Genomic DNA, 16,579 nt, shown 5'->3' with positions numbered 1-16,579 from the left:
CCCCAGGGCCGCCGACGGTTCCCGGCGAACGGCCACCGAACTGTTTGTCCCTGCGCCTTCCCGGGGCTCTGCCCGTTCGCGGCTGAAAACAGTCCACCGGACTGTTTTCCGGGCGCCTTCCCGGGGCTCTGCCCGTTCGCGGCTGAAAACAGTCCACCGGACTGTTTTCCGGGCGCCGCTCACCCCACGAAATCCTTGTAGGCGGCCGCATCCATATAGCCGTGCATTTGCGACGGATCGGTAGGCTTGATCTTGAAGAACCAGGCCTCGCCCTCAGGGTCCTCGTTGACCAGCGCCGGGTTCTCAACGATCGCCTCGTTGACCTCGACGATCTCGCCATCGAGCGGCGCCAGGATGTCCGAGGCGGCCTTGACGCTCTCGATCACCACCACCTCGTCTTCCTTCGACACTTCGGTGCCAGGCTCGGGCAGTTCGACGAAAACCACATCGCCAAGCTGCTCGGCAGCATGTGCGGTGATGCCCACGACGATCAGATCGCCTTCGGCCAGCAGCCATTCGTGTTCTTCGGTGTATTTCATCGGGCTCTTTCCTCTCAGAGTCGGGATGACAGATGGGTCAGCGTTTGAAATTGGCAGGAACGAAGGGCAGCGGCGCCACCGTCAGGGGCAGCCGCTTGCCGCGCACCTCGCCGAACAGGGGCGTGCCGGCGGCGGCCAGATCGGCGGGGACATAGCCCATGGCGACCGGCGCCCCGACGCTGGGGCCAAAGCCGCCCGAGGTCACCCGACCCACCGGCGCGCCGCCCTCGGCCTCGGCAAAGATCTCCACCCCCTCGCGCATCGGCGCACGTCCCTCGGGACGCAGCCCCACGCGCTTGCGGGCAGGACCATCGGCAAGCTGCGCCAGCACCGCATCGGCACCGGGGAACCCGCCCTGCCGCGCGCCGCCGCTGCGGCGCACCTTCTGGATCGCCCAGCCCAACCCGGCCTCGCCCGGCAGGGTGCCCTGGTCGATATCGTGGCCATAAAGGCAAAGCCCGGCCTCCAGCCGCAGCGAATCCCGCGCACCAAGCCCGATCGGGGCCACCGCATCATGCGCCAGCAGCCGGCGCGCCAGTTCTTCGGCCCGATCCGCCGGCACCGAGATCTCGAAGCCGTCCTCACCGGTATAGCCCGAGCGCGACACCCAGGCCTCCACCCCGTCGAGATCGAGCGTGCGCACATCCATGAAGCGCATCTGCGCGACCTCGGGGGCGAATTCGGTCAGGACCGCCTCGGCCATCGGCCCCTGCAGCGCCATCAGCGCGCGGTCGGTGATCTCTTCCACCGTCACGGCGGGCTCCAGCGCCGCCTTCAGATGCGCCACGTCCTGCGCCTTGCAGGCGGCGTTGACCACCAGGAACAGGTGATCGCCGCGATTGGCGAACATCAGATCGTCGAGAATGCCGCCCGCATCGTTCAGGAACAGCCCATAGCGCTGCCGCCCCTCGGGCAGGTCCAGCACATCCATCGGGATCAGCGTCTCGAGCGCCGCGGCCACAGCGGCCACATCAGCGCCGCGCAGGATCACCTGCCCCATGTGGCTGACATCGAACAGCCCGGCCTTCGCACGGGTGTGATTATGCTCGGCCATGATGCCGGCGGGGTATTGTACCGGCATCTCATAGTCGGCGAAGGGGACCATCTTGCCCCCGAGTTCCAAATGCAGATCGAAAAGCGGCGTGCGCAGCAATTCCGTCATCGGCCCGTCCCTGTTGTAACCGGGTGTTCTGACGAATCCTCCGGCATCCCATATACGGCGGATCGTTGCCCGCCATGCGATGCCCCCTCTGTCCTTTCGCCTGAGATCGTTATCCCTTCGGCGGACGCGAAACGCGCCTCTCTCCAGAGTTCCAGTCGAGCATACGGTCCTTTGGCCTGAGAGTTTCCGGGGCGGTTGCTCCTTCGGCACCGGGGCGACCCCGGTTCTCCCACATGCTCGACCGCGACATTAGCGGCGAAAGAAATGCCGCACAAGAGGCCAAAAGCGTCGGTTCTGCACCATTCGCGAAAGGGCCGGCACGTGACCGGCCCTTTCCTTGGCACGCCTGCACGGTCAGGCCAGAAACACCCCCCAGCGCGCCGGGCGGCGACGGGCGGCGCAGGCCAGGACCACAAGGGTCAGCGCCAGCAACCCCGCCTCTGCCGCAGGCGAGGCCCACCAGATGCCACGCACGCCCCAGAGGCCCGAGAAGGCGAAGACCAGCGGCAGCGAGAAGAGGTAGGGTTTCGCCAGCCCCAAGACCGCCGCCCGGGGCACATCCCCCACCGCCTGAAAATAGCCACCCAGAATCATCAGCGGCCCGGTCAGCAGGAACAGCGCCACCATCACCGGCAGGATCTGCCCGACCTCGGCCACCACAGCCGCGTCACTGACAAAGAGCCGGCCCAGCCCAGTGGCCCCGAGGCTCAGCCCCGCCTGCACCGTGATGCCGTAGATCAGCGCCAGAACCAGCGCCAGACGCAGGCTGGCGTCGGTGCGGCGGTGATCGCCGGCACCGAAGTTAGTCCCGGTGATCGTCTGCATCGCCTGCACCAGCCCCACCAGCGGCAGAACCGTGAAGGTCATCATCCGGGTGACAATGCCATAGGCCGACAGCGTATCCGCGTAATCCGCCCCGCCGGTCCGCCCCACCGAGGCGACAATGGCGGCCGAGACCAGCGAGATACCCAGAAAATTCAGGCTCTGCGGCGCACCAAGCGCCAGGATTGCACCCCAGCCGCGACAAAGACCGCCTTCGGCCAGCGCCTTGAGCGGCAAGGGCGTCGCCGCGCGCAGCCGGAAGATCGCCAGCAGCCCCAAGGCCGCCCCCTGCGCCAGCACCGTGCCCCAGGCCGATCCTGCCACCCCGAGCCCCATGCCGGCGACGAAAAGCGCGTCGAGCCCGATGTTGAGGAGCGAGACCAGCAGGCTCAGCCCCGCCATCAGCGGTGCCCGCCCCTCGTTCCTCAGCGCGTCGGTCTCGACCGAGAGCAGGAACATCACCGGCGCGGCGAAGCCGACGATGCGCAGATAGACCAGCGCCTGCTCCGCGATATCGCCACCGGCGCCGGCAAACAGCCGCGTGAGCGGCCCGCCTAGCGCCAGCACCAGCGCCACCAGCACAAGCGTGACGGCCAGGGCCAGCCCATGCGCCCCGGCGAAGACCGCCCGCGCGCCGCCGATGTCGCGGGCGCCGAGCCTGCGGGCCAGCAGGCTCGACATGCCGCTGGCCACCAGCGTCGCCAGCGCCACGAAGATCATGTAGACCGGGAACAGCAGCGTCACCGCCGCCAACGCCTCCGGCCCGGCAAAGCGGCCCAGAAACAGCGCATCCGTCACCGTCAAAAGCCCGCTCATCCCCATCACGGTGATGATCGGCACGGCCGTGCGCGCATAGGCCGCCAGCAGCGACCCGGTCAGGAATTTGTTTTCAAGGGGTCTGTCCATCATGCCCCGCCTCCTGTCTGCGCATATCGCCTGTAAAGGAGGGGAACCCGCATTATCCTCCGCGCGATATGCGGGAAAGGATCGAAAAGCACGACGATGGCAGAGCTTCACCAAGGCCAGAGGCCAGCGGGTGGCGGGCGTCTGCGGCCCATGGCCGAGGCGGATAGCCGGGGCGCGCGTTCAGGTCAAGTCTCAGCGCAGGGGAACCAGGGCAGCGCCGTTCCAATAGCTGAGAAATTCGCATGCGCCGCGCCCGATGGCCTGGGCGCAGCCGCCCAACGATCCGGCGAAGGCGACCGCATCATTGCCATTGTCCAGCGGTTGCAGTCGCACTCCCGGCGCCAGGATACTTTCCGGGGCACCGACGCGGGGATAGAGCGCGCTGACATAGACCTCGACCAGGCAGTTGGCGGCGCCGCAATTCGGGTGCGGGATGCCGGTTGCACAGGTCACCGCGCGCCAGTCGACGACGATATCCTCGATCCCGTCGCCATCGACCTGCGCCGGCAGGATGGCCTCGGGCGTCCAGCGCGCCGCACCGCCGCAGCCGGCCCGAATTCCGGCTTCGGCCAGTTGCCGCATGCTCTGCCCGGCGAGACCGGTGGCTGCGTTCACCGGCCAGGGTTTGCCGATGGCGGCGAACATGCCCTGACAATAGGCACTGAGCTGCGCCAGCCCCTTCGTGAACCCCAGTGAGGAATACCGCCCGCCGCCACCATCCTGACGGATCTCGAAGCCCGGGGTCGCGGCGATCGCGCGCAAAGACGGGTCGGTTGCCGGCAGGTCGATCTGCCAGGTCGAAAACGCATCGTTCCACCTGAGACCGCGCAACCGGTAGCCCGCCCCGCCGGCGACGATCATCACATCGTCGCGCGTCTGACGCTGCGGCTCCGGAGCGCCCACCACCCGATCGCTGAGATAGAGGCGAAACGCCGCCGCCGGGGTGATATCGGGCATGGAGTTCCCGGTAATCCGCGGCGAGACCATCTGTGGGGAGCGTTCACCGCAGACCAACGCCGGCCCGGGCCCGTCGATCGGCGCCAGGGTGGCACTGAAATAAGATCCATCATCGAACTGCGACATTGCCCAGTCCTGCGCCACCGCAGGCTGGCCCCCCGCAAATAGAGCAAATAGAAATGCCCATGCCAACGCCAGCACCGGCACCACCGTGCGGGCCATCGCCCATACCTTTGCCGTTGCGATCATCCTGCCCTCATCCATTTGCCGCCAGACTACGCCGGCGCGACGATCCGTCAATGAAGCCGATGCAACCGGGGGCTTCACACCTGCCTCTTTCTCTGCTGAGAATAAGGCAACTGCACTCATTTCCGGGAGACATCCATGAAAGCCCCAGCGCTCTGCGCCGCTCTGGCCCTCGCCCTTCCCTTGCTCTCGGCACCGCAACTTTCTGCCGGGCCGCTCTTCACCACTACGCCAGAGGCGCAGGTGGTCACCGTCTGGGGCCGCAACTGGACCGTGGCCCCAGATGCCAACAAACCGGGCTTTTGGCGGGCGACGCGTGATTGGAACAACCTCGATCCCTTTGGCCAGCCGGCACGGTTGCGTACAGCGCAGGCGATGCAGGCGTTTCATGCTGCCACCGGCTGCAAGGCGATCTATTCCAGCATGTATCAGACCATCACCGGCGATGTCCTGAGCGAATTGGATTGCCCCCTGACAGAATAGAGAGAGAGCCGCCCTGCCGGGCCCCTCTGCGGGAACCGCCCGACGGGCAGCGATGCGGGATTGAGGTCGGTCAGCCTTCCTGCCATAGCTGCGCCATGAAAGTGGCGATCAACGGATTCGGACGGATCGGCCGCAGCATTCTGCGCCAGATCCTGACATTGCCCCGCTATGCCGGGGTCGAGGTGGCGCAGATCAACGATATCGCGCCGCCCGAAACGTGCGCCTATCTGTTCCAGTACGACAGCACCTTCGGCCCCTTCCCCGGCCCGGTCGCCTATTCGGACGGCTGCCTGGAAGCCGGCGGGCGGCGCATTCCGCTATCGCGCGAGATGGATATCCGTGCCGTCGATCTGGCCGGTGTCGACGTGCTGCTCGATTGCACCGGCATTGCACGGACCACGGACCTCGCCCATCGCGGGATCGAGGCAGGCGCGCGCAAGGTTCTGATCTCCGGCCCCTCGCCGGCGGCCGAGAAGACCATCGTTCTGGGCGCCAACGAGGACACGCTGGACGATGCGCAGATGGTGTCGAACGCCTCCTGCACCACCAACGCCCTGGCACCGCTTCTCAAGGTGATCGACCAGATCGCCGGGGTCGAGCGCGGCCATATGACCACAATCCACTGCTATACCAGCAGCCAGCCCATGGTGGATGCCCCGCGTGGCGATCTGGCCCGCAGCCGCGCCGGCGCCCTGTCGATGGTGCCGACGACGACCAGCGCGATGAAGCTGATCGACGTGGTCCTGCCCGAGCTTGCCGGCCGGGTCAGCGGCGCCGCCGTGCGGGTGCCGACGGCCAGCGTCTCGGCTGTCGACCTGGTGGTGCAACTGGGCCGCGACATGACCGAGGACGGCCTGAATGCCGCGCTGAAATCGGCGACTGAGACCAGCCCGGTGCTGGGCTGGATCGACCAGCCGCTGGTCTCTTCCGACTTGCGGGCACGACCGGAATCGCTGGTCATCGCGCTGCCCGAAACCCGGATGACCGGCCCCCGTCAGGCCCGCGTCTTCGGCTGGTATGACAACGAATGGGGCTTTTCGGCGCGCATGCTGGATGTCGCCGAGCTGATGGCCCGGGACTGAACTAGCGCGCACAGCCTCAGGGCGACGCCACATTCACAGGCACAATCGCACGTCGTCTCAGGCGAAATGCGCCAACCCCTAAATTCCGGCTGAAACGACGGCGGATTTCCCCGCAAATTCGGTTTCCTCCTCCAGATTTCGCATGTTAAGCAAGGTCAGGGGCAAGGGTTAGCGTCGAGCACGGACGAGTGTGCCACCGAATACCTGCCGCATCTCGGAGCGGGAGCATCAGCCATGACCGGAAACCATCGCAAAGATGCCGTTCTGCGCGGTCTTCGAACGGCCCTTGTTGTTGCCTCGCTCAGCCTTCCCCAGGCTGCGTTGGCCTTTGACACCGCGCTGAATGCCCCCAAGGCGTCGAAAGACCTTCAGACCATGCTGAGCGATTCCTCGGCGGTGATCGCCGCCAAGGAGCGCAAGACCATCTCGGTTCAGGAACTGGTCGCGGCCGCCCAGGCCGATTACAGCACGCTGGTGCAGGTGCTTTATGATCAGGGGTATTTCAGCCCGGTGATCCACATCCGGCTCGACGGTCAGGAAGCCGCCTATCTCGACCCGCTGCGGCTGCCGCGCGAGATCAAGAAAATCGCCATCGACGTCGATCCCGGCGATCTGTTCCACTTCGGTCAGGCAGAGGTTACACCGCTGGCGCCCGGCACCAAGTTGCCGGAGGGGTTCGCCACCGGGCAGGTCGCCACCACCGGCGCGATCAGCGAAGCCGCCGCCGTCGGGGTCCAGGGCTGGCGCGATGCCGGATATGCCAAGACCAAGGTCGGCAGCCAAAGGATCGTCGCCAACCACCTGGCCAACCGGCTGGATGCAGAGGTCAGGCTGGCGCCCGGTCAACAGCTCCGCTTCGGCAAGCTGATCGTCACCGGCACCTCGACGGTCAAGGAAACCTCGGTGCAGCGCATCGCCGGCCTGCCCCAGGGGGACACCTACAGCCCGGCAACCCTGCAAAAGGTCAGCAGCCGGCTCAGACGGACCGGCACCTTCGAGACCGTCGCACTGAAAGAGGCCGACAAGGCCAACCCCGACGGCACGCTCGACATCGTCGCAACGCTGGAAGATCAGCCCAAGCGCCGCATCTCCCTTGGTGCCGAACTGTCCTCCCGCGCGGGGATGGACCTGAGCGCGGCCTGGACCCACCGCAACCTGTTTCATGGCGCCGAGCGGCTGCGGATCGAGACCGCAATCCGCAATATCGGCGGCACCGAGGATATTGATGGCCGGATCGGCATTCGGCTGGACCGGCCCGACCGGCTGGGCCCAGATGACAGCATTTTCTATACCTTCGATCTCGAACGGCTGGATCGCACGCACTATTCGGTCAACATGGTCGATTTCGGGATCGGGATGCGGCGCGTCTTCTCCCCCAGGCTTTACGGGGAGATCTCGGTGACGGCGAATTCGTCCACCGCCGACGATGCCTTCGGCAGCGGTCGCGACTTCCAATATCTGGCACTGCCGGTCAAGCTGGAGTGGGACCGGCGCGATAATCCGGTCAATGCCAGGGGCGGCGAATACCTCAATCTCGAAACCATGGCCTTCGCCGGTTTCTCGGGCAGCGAATCCGGTCTGCGGCTAAAGGTCGACGGTCGCGCCTATCGCAGCTTCGGCAGCACGGGGCGGATCACCCTGGCCGGTCGGTTGCAGGTCGGATCGGTGATCGGACCGGCGCAGGACAAGGTCTCGCCCGATCTTCTGTTCTTTTCGGGCGGCGCCGGGACCGTGCGCGGCCAACCCTATGATTCCCTCGGCATCGAACTTCCCTCGGGGCTGATGGCCGGCGGTCGTTCCTTCGTCGGCGCCTCGGTCGAACTGCGCGGGATGATCACCGATAAGATCTCGGCTGTGGGCTTCTTCGATTACGGGGCGGTCGATGCCGACGCCTTCATCGGCAGCAATTCGCCCAGCCATTCGGGCGCCGGTGTCGGTGTGCGCTATGATCTGGGAGGGTTCGGACCGATCCGGCTGGATCTGGCACTGCCGGTCAATGGCGGCACCGGTGACGGGCTGCAATTCTATATCGGTATCGGGCAGGCATTTTGACGGGCGATCCGACAGTCAACGGCAACGGGACAAGAGCATTGAGCGTGAAACGGTATCTGGTTCTGGTCACCTGCGTGACCCTCACGGTTTCAGCCCCGGGGCTCGCCCCGGCCAAAAGCGCGCCCAAGGATGCCAGCGAATCCGGCGGGATGCTGGTGCGTTTCCTGGAAAACTCGTTGTCCGGCGACAACCGCAAGATCACCGTCGTCGGGCTCGATGGTGCCCTCAGCTCCCGCGCGACCATCAAGGAACTCAAGGTCTCGGACGACGATGGCGTCTGGCTGACCATCCACAACGCCGTTCTGGACTGGAACCGGCTGGCGCTGGTGCGCGGCCGCTTCTCGGTCAACGCGCTGACCGCCGACGAAATCATCATCGCCCGAAAACCCATTCCCAGCCCCAGCGCCGTCGATCTGCCCAGCCCGGAGGCGACCCCGTTCTCGCTGCCCGATCTGCCGGTCTCGATCGAACTGGCCAAGATCGGGGTTCAGAAGCTAGATCTCGGGGCCGATCTGATGGGCATGGCAGCCGAGCTGAAGGTGGACGGATCGCTGAGCCTGGCCGATGGGGCGCTGGACACCGACCTGGGGGTGACCCGGCTGGACCGGCCCGGCGACCAGATCGGGCTCAAGGCCTCTTTCGCCAATGACACCCGTCAAATCGGGCTCGATCTGAAACTGATCGAAGATCAGGGCGGGCTGGTCTCGACCCTGCTGAACATGCCCGACCGGCCGCCGCTGCTGCTGACCGCCAAGGGCGATGGGCCGGTCAGCGACTTCACCGCCGATATCGCGCTGGTCACCGATGATACCGAACGGCTGGGGGGCCAGGTGCGGCTGAAGGGGCTTGAAACCCCAGTCGATGCCGATCCCACCGCCCCGGTGCCGATCGGCTTTTCCGCCGATCTGGCCGGCGATGTCAGCCCGATGCTGCCTGCCGATTATCGCAGTTTTTTCGGCACCGACACCGCGCTGATGCTGCGCGGAGAAAGCCACCCCGATGGCCAGCTTGATATCACCGCGCTGGATCTGCATTCCGCCGCGCTGGCCTTGACCGGCGACATGGCGCTGGCGGCCTCCGGCCAGATCGAGCGACTGAAATTCCAGGGCGGCATCACCCCGCCCTCGGGTCAGGAGGTCGTGTTGCCGATCAGTGGCGACCGCACCACCCTCGGGGCGGCGCGCTTCGATCTCAGTTTCGACGCCAGCACCGGCAACGATTGGGATCTGGTGCTGGCCGCCGAGACCCTGACCCGCCCCGAGATGTCGCTGCATCGCGCCGCTCTGGTCGGGAACGGAACCCTGGATCAAAGCCAGGGCTTCGCCATCGAAGGCGATATCGAGGCTGCCCTCTCCGGGCTCAGCCTGGCCGACGCCGCCCAACAGCGCGCCATCGGGGATGAAATCACGCTGAAAGGCGCAATCGCCCGCGACGCCGGCGGCGCCTTCGAATTCAACGGCTTCAAGCTGACGGGATCGGATTATACCGCGACGCTCGACGGCAGGGTCGCGATCCCCGAGAGCGGGCTTGAGGTCGATACCAAACTGCATCTGGGCGCGGCCGATCTGTCGCGCTTTTCAGGGCTGGCGGGGCAGGATCTGGGCGGATCGGTCACCGCCGATTTCACCGGCAAGGGCGCGCCGCTCGATGGCACCTTCGACTTCACCCTGGACATGCAGGCACAGGATCTGGCCGCCGGTATCGACCAGGTCGATCCTCTGATCGCCGGCGCCACCACGCTGCAGCTTTCGGCCGCACGCGGCCTGGACGGGCTGACCATCCGCAATTTCGACCTCAAGGGTCAGGCGCTGTCGGCCTCGGCCTCGGGCACCGCCAAGACCGCCGACAGCGCGCTGCGCTTCACCGCCGCGCTGGACGATCTGGCGCGAGTCATGCCACAGGTGAAGGGGCCACTGACGCTGAAGGGCAATCTGAAACAGACCGGCACGACCTGGTCCGGCGACGTCAATCTGAAGGGGCCGAACAAGACCTTCGCCGATCTCAACGGCAGTTTCGACCCGACCGGAGAGGCCGATCTGACCTTCAACGCCGCGCTCGACCGGCTGGAACGTTTCGTCCCGCAGCTGTCCGGCCAGCTCACCGCCAAGGGCCGTGCCCAGAGCAAGGGCGGCATTTGGCACGGCGACGTGGCGCTGAATGGGCCAGATAGCTCGCAGGCCAAGCTCAGCGGCAGTTTCGATCCCGCAGGCGACGCCGATCTGACCTTCGATGCAACACTCGACCGGCTGGAACGCTTCATGCCCGAACTTACGGGCCGGCTGGCCGCCAAGGGAACCGCCCAACGCAAGAACGGCCTCTGGACCCTCGACGCCAATGCCGCCGGACCGTCGGACATCACCACCCGTGTCAGCGGCACCTATGACGAGGCGCAGGGCACCGCCAATATGGACGCCACCGGCCGGCTGCGGCTTGAAGGGGCGAACCCCTTCCTCAGGCCCAATTCGATCAGCGGTGCTGCCAATTTCGACATGAAGCTGCGCGGCGCCCCCTCGCTCGCCGCGCTGAGCGGCACCATCACCACCTCGGGCGGGAGGATGGCAATCCCCTCGGCCGCCCAGACCCTGGATAATATCGCCGGCACCGTCACCTTGGCCAATTCCCGCGCCAATGTGGCGATCAGCACAAATCTGGGCGCCGGCGGCACCATCCGCGTCAACGGGCCAGTGGCGCTGGAACCGCCGTTTGACGGGCGCATCACCGTCGACCTGCTGAACCTGATCCTCACCGACAACAAGAGCATCACCTCTTCGGCCAACGGCCAGTTGGTGCTGGCCGGTGCGCTCACCGCGGGACCGCAGCTGTCGGGCCGCGTCCAGTTCGGCGAAACCAACATCAACTTGAACGCGGTCTCGGGCAGTGCCGCCGCCGCCGCGATCCCTGAAGGCATCGTGCATATCGATGAATCTGCCGCCGGTCGCGCCACCCGTGATCGTGCCGGGCTGATCCAGACCGAAAGCAGCGGAAGCAGTGGCCCGGCGATCGGGCTGGATATTGCACTGCTGGCCCCCAACAAGGTTTTCGCCCGCGGCTTTGGCCTGCAGGCGGAACTGGGCGGCGCCATGCAAATCCGCGGCACCACCGCCGCGGTCGAACCCACCGGCCAGATTTCCCTGATCCGCGGCACGCTCGACCTGCTTGGCCGGCGATTGAAGCTGACCAAGGGGATCGTCTCGCTGCAAGGCGACCTGCAGCCCTATGTCGAGTTCGAATCCTCCACCACCACAGAAGACGGCAAAGCCACCATCCAGATCGCGGGCCCCATTGACGGACCGAAGATCAGCGTCTTCTCGGACCCGGACCGCCCGGCCGAAGAAGCGCTGGCAATGCTGGTTTTCGGCAGCCGGATTTCGGATCTCTCGCCCTTCATGATTGCCAAGATGGCAGCCTCCCTGGCCACGCTTGGCCGCTCTGGCGGGGTGACCGACGATCTGCGCAATGCCACCGGCGTCAGCGCGCTCGACATCGGCATGGATGCCGACGGCGCCGGTCAGGTCGGCGCCGGCGCCTATCTGTCGGACAACATCTATACCGATTTCACCATCAACACCAAAGGCGAGACCGAGGTGAACCTGAACTTCGACCTGACCAAATCGCTGACGGTCAAGGGCAGCATGGACAATCTGGGCAATACCGGTGTCGGTCTATTCTACGAACGCGACTATTGATCGAAGGACGGCGCGGCGGCCAGCCGCGCCAGACCGGTCAACGTGGCACTGTCATCCATGATCAGGCAAAGCGGCATGGCCTCGGCCAGGGTCGGCACCGCGAAACCAGCGAGCATGGCGGCCCGCGCCTGCGTCCGGGTCAGCACCGCCCGCACCATGCCGCCAGCCAGATAAAGCCCGCCCTGGGGCAGATAGGCGAACACCAGTTCGCGCAGCAAAAGCCCGATCAGATGGGCCATCCGGTCGAGCGTTCCGCAGGCCGCCGCCTCGCCCGCGGCCGCCGCGGCGCAGATCGCTTCGGGCGACAGAGCGCCCTGCCCTCGGTTCCGATGCAATCGGCTGAGCCCGGCACCGGCGAAAAGATCCTCCAAGGTCGCGATTCCCTCCCCGCGCCCTTCGGCGACCGCCCCCGCAAGCGGCGCGGGCAACGCGCCATGACCCAACTCAGCCGCGAAGGCGACCGGCCCCGACGGCGTCCGGCGCAGCAGCCCGACGTTGAATCCTGTGCCGAAGTTCGCCACCAGCGCCTGGCCATTGCCAACACCGCTGCCCGCGCGCAGGGTCATCAGCCGATCCGGCGCGAGATCGGGCAGTGCCATGGCCAGCGCCTCCAGATCATTGACAAGACCGGTGCATTCGAACCCGCAACTCCGCCTGAGCCGGTCCGGCTCCAGCTCCCAGTCCAGATTGGTCAGACGTGCCCGCCCTGCCGCCTCGGCCCCCGTTTCAACCGGTCCGGCCACCGCGATCAGCGCCCGCCGTGGCCGGGCGGCAATCATGCGCAGGTACGCCCCGATCAAGGCCTCGGGTCCGGGAAAGTCGCTGTTGCGACAGGTCTGCACCTGATCGACGACGCCCGCCCGCCCCAGGGCAATCCGGGTTTTCGTACCGCCGATATCGGCCAACAGAGCCACATCGCTGTCAGTCATACTCAGCCCCCTTCTGATCCGGTCACAGGCTGCCCCAATCGACAACCGGCGCCAAGGGGCAAGCGCCGCTTGCGGGGGCCGTCAAAGCCGTTAGGCTGGGGCCGCATCAGGCAGGGAGTGGGCCAATGACTGACAGGCGCGTGGATGCGGTGGTGATCGGCCGCAACGAAGGCCAGCGGCTGATCGACTGCCTTCGCTCGATGCAGGGCGCGGCGCGGCGGGTGATCTATGTCGATTCAGGCTCGACCGACGGCAGCATCGCGGCGGCCCAGAGGCTGGGGGCCGAGGTGGTAGCGCTGGACATGTCGCTGCCCTTTACCGCCGCCCGGGCGCGCAACGCGGGGCTCGCGGCACTGGCCGGCGACGGTGCGGACTTCGTGCAGCTTGTCGACGGCGATTGCCAGATCGACCCCGACTGGATCGCCACCGCCCAGGCATTTCTGGAGGATCACCCCAAGGCCGCCATCGCCTGTGGCCGGCGGCGCGAACGCCACCCTGAGGCTTCGGTCTACAACCGGCTCTGTGACCGGGAGTGGAACACACCTGTGGGCGAGGCCACCGCCTGCGGTGGCGATGCGCTGGTGCGGCGGCAGGCGCTGGCCGAGGTCGGCGGTTTTCGCGACGATCTGATCGCCGGGGAGGAGCCCGAGATGTGCCTGCGGCTGCGCCGCGCCGGCTGGAGCATCTGGCGGCTGGATGCCGAGATGACGCTGCACGACGCGCAAATCCTGCGGCTTGGCCAATGGTGGCAGCGCAGCCGGCGGGCCGGCCATGCCTTTGCCGAAGGGGCGCATCTGCACGGCGCCGGTCCCGAAGGACACTGGGTGCGGGAAACCCGCCGTGCCCTGCTGTGGGGCGCCGGGCTGCCGCTGGCGATCCTGCTGCTGATGCTGATCACCCCCTGGGCCGGGCTGCTAGCGCTGATCTATCCGGCCCAGGTTTTGCGCCTGGCCCTGCGCGATCAGGGCCCGACCCGCTGGGAAACCGGCCTGTTCACCGTCCTCGGCAAATTCGCCGAGGCGCAGGGCGCATTGGAATTCCACCTGCGCCGGTTGCGCGGCCAGCGGCGCGGGATCATGGAATACAAGTGAAGCCTCGGGGAACTCCCCCCGGGATCCGTCAAGCGCCCGGAGGACTGCGACTACCGGAGGGCAGGCAGGCCGTGGAGGGAACCGTCTGGCCGCAGCCATGGCCCGGAGCACCAGCCGATGCGCGTTCTTACTTGCCGAACCAGCGCAGCCGCAGCGCCTTCAGCGACTGGCCCGGCAGCACCGCGAAGCAGCGGGCATAGCGCGGCACCATCCGTGCCGGGCTGCTCAGCATCCGCCACAGCCATTCCAGCCCGACCCGGCGCATCCAGCGCGGCGCCCGCACCTGATGCCCGCCGAGGAAATCCAGCCCCGCCCCGATCGAGGCGAAGCCAACCGCCGGCGCCAGTTTTCGCCCTCGCACCGCCAGGCTTTCCTGTTTCGGCGCACCCAGCGCCAGGAAACACAGCCTGATCCCCTCGCGATCGAGCCGCCGCAAGATTTCCGCCGCTTCCTCGCCCATCGGATCGAAGACACCCGAAGGCGCGATGGTCAGCGCGATGTTCAGCCCCGGCACCTGGGCTTGCAGCGACTGTTGCGCATCGGTCAGCGCCAGTTCGGTACTGCCAACCAGGGCGACCGGCATCGCCTCCTCTGTCGCCAACCGGCAGATCGGCAGGATCAGGTCCGAGCCCGGCATCAGTTCGACCGGCCGATCGGCAAGCTTTGACAGCGCCACGATCGGCCAGCCATCGGCCACCACCAGCTCCTGCCCCGCATAGACTGCCACGAAATCGGGCGAAACGCGCATCTTCGCCAGATGATCGAGATTGACGGTGGCCAGGGCGAATCCCTCGCCGTCGCGGAACCGGCGGCGCAGCTCCGCCAACAGCGCGGTGCGCGTCGGCATGTTGATCGAAATGGTCTGACCGGAAAACCGAAACTGCACTGGCCCTCTCCTTTCCCAACCACACGGGGAAGCCCCTCCGGCATAGGGCCGAATCGCCCCTGCGAACAGCCGGGAGCGAAAATTTCCCGCCCCGCCGTTGTATCACGGCCCACCTCAGCCCCGTTCAGATGCAATGCCGCACAACGGAGGAGGACAGAGCCGGGCAGAGTTGCTAGACTGCGCCGGCGCACAGGCGCCAAAACCAGACAACGACCCGAGCAGCCACCCCATGCCCAACGCCTTTGCCATGCTGATGCTCGTGATCTGGCCGGTGATCTGCATCGTCCTGATGAAGCGGATGGCGCCGGAACGCGCGCTGATCTGGTGTATCCTGGGCGGCTATCTGGTGCTACCGCCGGTGGCGAATTTCGATCTGCCGCTGATCCCGCCGATGGACAAGAATTCGATCCCCAGCGTCATGGCCTTCCTGCTGGTGGTCCTAATGCTGCATCGCAAGGTACCGCTGTTGCCGGAGACCCCCGCCGGCAAGCTTCTGGTGCTGATGTTCCTGCTGGGCACCATTCCCACGGTTCTGACCAATGGCGAGCCGGTGACTTATTCCAACGAATTGGGGGACAGCTATACCGTGCAGGGGCTGCGGGTGCATGACACCCTTTCGGTGATGGTGGGACAGGTGATCGTGCTGTTGCCCTTCCTGCTGGGCCGCGCCCTGCTGGGCACCGAAAAGGGCCTGCGCGAACTGCTGCTGGCGACGATGGTGGGCGGGCTGATCTATACCATCCCGTCGCTGATCGAAATCCGGCTGAGCCCGCAGATCAACGTCTGGGTCTATGGCTTCTTCCAGCATTCCTTCGAACAGATGATGCGCGAAGGGGGCTTTCGTCCGCTTGTCTTCCTGCCGCATGGGCTTTGGCTGGCGCTCTTCATGTTCAGCGCGCTGCTGTCTTCCGCCGCGCTGGCGCGCTATGCCGACCCGAAGATCAAGATGAAGATGATCATGGCCACCCTTTACCTGGCCGGCGTGCTGTATCTGTGCAAAAGCCTCGCCTCACAGCTCTATGCGATCGGCTTCGTGCCGCTGGTGCTGTTCACCAGCCCCAAGGTCCAAATTCGCATCGCCTTTCTGCTGGCAGTGGTCACCGTGCTTTATCCGATGTTGCGCAATGCCGGGCTGATCCCGCTCGATTCAATCCTGAGCTGGGCCTCCGATATCAGCCAGGAACGGGCCGCTTCGCTCCAATACCGGATTCACAACGAAGAAATCCTGTTGGGCCGAGCGCATTACAAGCTACTGTTCGGCTGGGGTGGCTGGGGCCGCAACCTGTTGCTCGATCCCGCCTCAGGCCAGGTTCTGACAGTTCCCGACGGGCGCTGGATCATCGTCTTCGGCACCTTCGGCTGGCTTGGATATATCGCCGAAATGGGGCTTCTCGCCCTGCCGCTGGTCCTCCTGTGGCGGCGTAACCGCGGCGAGGCTGTTTCGATCTATGCCGCGCCTGTGGCCTTGATCGTGGCGGTGACCATGGTGGACATGTTGCTCAACGCCACGCTGATCCCCCTGACCTGGCTCTGTGCCGGGGCCGTGTTGGGACATGCGGAAAATCCACGCCTTGCCACCACTCAGGAGCCGCGCGACAGCAAGCCCGGCCTGTTCGGCCGGGGGCCCGCAATCGGGCGGCGACGCCCCAGGGGCCGGCGCACGGTGCTCTGACCCCACACCGGATCTTCGGGGGGAAGAGAGCCGAATTTAAGGCGACGACAGCCACAAATTGTCCAC

Annotated in this window: 12 protein-coding genes and 1 riboswitch; of the genes, 6 read left to right on the top strand and 6 right to left on the bottom strand. The window is 66.2% G+C overall.

Translation table 11 applies throughout. The features are described from left to right. Positions 1 to 179: 179 nt before the first annotated feature. The 4 genes from gcvH to G455_RS0122525 all read right to left on the bottom strand — a co-directional run bounded on the left by gcvH (position 180) and on the right by G455_RS0122525 (position 4,635). A complete protein-coding gene (gene gcvH, locus G455_RS0122540; RefSeq protein ID WP_028095652.1) occupies positions 180 to 539 on the bottom strand; it encodes a glycine cleavage system protein GcvH in 360 nt (119 codons plus the stop codon). A gap of 37 nt (positions 540 to 576) precedes the next feature. Next, a complete protein-coding gene (gene gcvT / locus G455_RS0122535; protein WP_028095651.1) occupies positions 577 to 1,701 on the bottom strand; it encodes a glycine cleavage system aminomethyltransferase GcvT in 1,125 nt (374 codons plus the stop codon). Between the two features lie 154 nt (positions 1,702 to 1,855). Then, a riboswitch (glycine riboswitch) is annotated at positions 1,856 to 1,943 on the bottom strand. 112 nt (positions 1,944 to 2,055) lie between these two features. Next, on the bottom strand, positions 2,056 to 3,432 hold the full coding sequence (locus G455_RS0122530; protein ID WP_028095650.1) for an MATE family efflux transporter: 1,377 nt from the start codon (positions 3,430 to 3,432) through the stop codon (positions 2,056 to 2,058). A 189-nt stretch (positions 3,433 to 3,621) separates the two neighbouring features. Further along, positions 3,622 to 4,635, bottom strand: coding sequence for a hypothetical protein (locus G455_RS0122525; RefSeq protein ID WP_154664476.1), 1,014 nt, complete (start codon positions 4,633 to 4,635; stop codon positions 3,622 to 3,624). A gap of 135 nt (positions 4,636 to 4,770) precedes the next feature. Here G455_RS0122525 and G455_RS25320 point away from each other — a divergent pair, with 135 nt between their 5' ends. From G455_RS25320 to G455_RS0122505, 4 genes are all read left to right on the top strand, one after another. Beyond that, positions 4,771 to 5,115: a hypothetical protein gene (locus G455_RS25320; protein ID WP_051312703.1), complete on the top strand. Its 345-nt coding sequence runs from the start codon at positions 4,771 to 4,773 to the stop codon at positions 5,113 to 5,115. A 95-nt stretch (positions 5,116 to 5,210) separates the two neighbouring features. Continuing rightward, positions 5,211 to 6,197 (top strand): type I glyceraldehyde-3-phosphate dehydrogenase, encoded by a 987-nt coding sequence (locus G455_RS0122515; protein WP_028095648.1) that lies wholly within the window; start codon positions 5,211 to 5,213, stop codon positions 6,195 to 6,197. Between the two features lie 234 nt (positions 6,198 to 6,431). Further along, entirely contained in the window at positions 6,432 to 8,249 is a 1,818-nt protein-coding gene (locus G455_RS0122510) for an autotransporter assembly complex protein TamA (RefSeq protein WP_028095647.1), read from the top strand. A 44-nt stretch (positions 8,250 to 8,293) separates the two neighbouring features. After that, positions 8,294 to 11,935 carry a translocation/assembly module TamB domain-containing protein gene (locus tag G455_RS0122505; RefSeq protein ID WP_051312702.1) on the top strand — a complete coding sequence of 1,214 codons (3,642 nt, stop codon included), beginning with the start codon at positions 8,294 to 8,296 and terminating at the stop codon, positions 11,933 to 11,935. On the opposite strand, the gene G455_RS0122500 is transcribed toward G455_RS0122505, so the two are convergent. Continuing rightward, positions 11,929 to 12,864, bottom strand: a complete 936-nt coding sequence (locus G455_RS0122500) for a glucokinase (RefSeq protein ID WP_035367232.1) — start codon at positions 12,862 to 12,864, stop codon at positions 11,929 to 11,931. The two genes, G455_RS0122505 and G455_RS0122500, sit on opposite strands and share 7 nt — an antisense overlap. A gap of 125 nt (positions 12,865 to 12,989) precedes the next feature. Here G455_RS0122500 and G455_RS0122495 point away from each other — a divergent pair, with 125 nt between their 5' ends. Next, positions 12,990 to 13,955, top strand: coding sequence for a glycosyltransferase family 2 protein (locus G455_RS0122495; protein WP_028095644.1), 966 nt, complete (start codon positions 12,990 to 12,992; stop codon positions 13,953 to 13,955). A gap of 127 nt (positions 13,956 to 14,082) precedes the next feature. On the opposite strand, the gene G455_RS0122490 is transcribed toward G455_RS0122495, so the two are convergent. Beyond that, entirely contained in the window at positions 14,083 to 14,841 is a 759-nt protein-coding gene (locus G455_RS0122490; RefSeq protein ID WP_028095643.1) for a WecB/TagA/CpsF family glycosyltransferase, read from the bottom strand. A gap of 229 nt (positions 14,842 to 15,070) precedes the next feature. Here G455_RS0122490 and G455_RS0122485 point away from each other — a divergent pair, with 229 nt between their 5' ends. Further along, entirely contained in the window at positions 15,071 to 16,513 is a 1,443-nt protein-coding gene (locus G455_RS0122485) for a membrane protein (RefSeq protein ID WP_028095642.1), read from the top strand. Positions 16,514 to 16,579: the final 66 nt, after the last annotated feature.

The organism is Pseudodonghicola xiamenensis DSM 18339, from assembly GCF_000429365.1.
In the GTDB taxonomy this organism is placed as follows: domain Bacteria; phylum Pseudomonadota; class Alphaproteobacteria; order Rhodobacterales; family Rhodobacteraceae; genus Pseudodonghicola; species Pseudodonghicola xiamenensis.
Note: the sequence above shows the minus strand (reverse complement) of the source record. Positions and strands in the feature narration are given on the sequence as shown.

Excerpts from the sequence above, each read along its gene's own strand:
- gcvH (WP_028095652.1), bottom strand. The coding sequence starts at position 539 with ATGAAATACACCGAAGAACACGAATGGCTGCTGGCCGAAGGCGATCTG.
- gcvT (WP_028095651.1), bottom strand. The coding sequence starts at position 1,701 with ATGACGGAATTGCTGCGCACGCCGCTTTTCGATCTGCATTTGGAACTC.
- G455_RS0122530 (WP_028095650.1), bottom strand. The coding sequence starts at position 3,432 with ATGATGGACAGACCCCTTGAAAACAAATTCCTGACCGGGTCGCTGCTG.
- G455_RS0122525 (WP_154664476.1), bottom strand. The coding sequence starts at position 4,635 with ATGATCGCAACGGCAAAGGTATGGGCGATGGCCCGCACGGTGGTGCCG.
- G455_RS25320 (WP_051312703.1), top strand. The coding sequence starts at position 4,771 with ATGAAAGCCCCAGCGCTCTGCGCCGCTCTGGCCCTCGCCCTTCCCTTG.
- G455_RS0122515 (WP_028095648.1), top strand. The coding sequence starts at position 5,211 with ATGAAAGTGGCGATCAACGGATTCGGACGGATCGGCCGCAGCATTCTG.
- G455_RS0122510 (WP_028095647.1), top strand. The coding sequence starts at position 6,432 with ATGACCGGAAACCATCGCAAAGATGCCGTTCTGCGCGGTCTTCGAACG.
- G455_RS0122500 (WP_035367232.1), bottom strand. The coding sequence starts at position 12,864 with ATGACTGACAGCGATGTGGCTCTGTTGGCCGATATCGGCGGTACGAAA.
- G455_RS0122495 (WP_028095644.1), top strand. The coding sequence starts at position 12,990 with ATGACTGACAGGCGCGTGGATGCGGTGGTGATCGGCCGCAACGAAGGC.
- G455_RS0122485 (WP_028095642.1), top strand. The coding sequence starts at position 15,071 with ATGCCCAACGCCTTTGCCATGCTGATGCTCGTGATCTGGCCGGTGATC.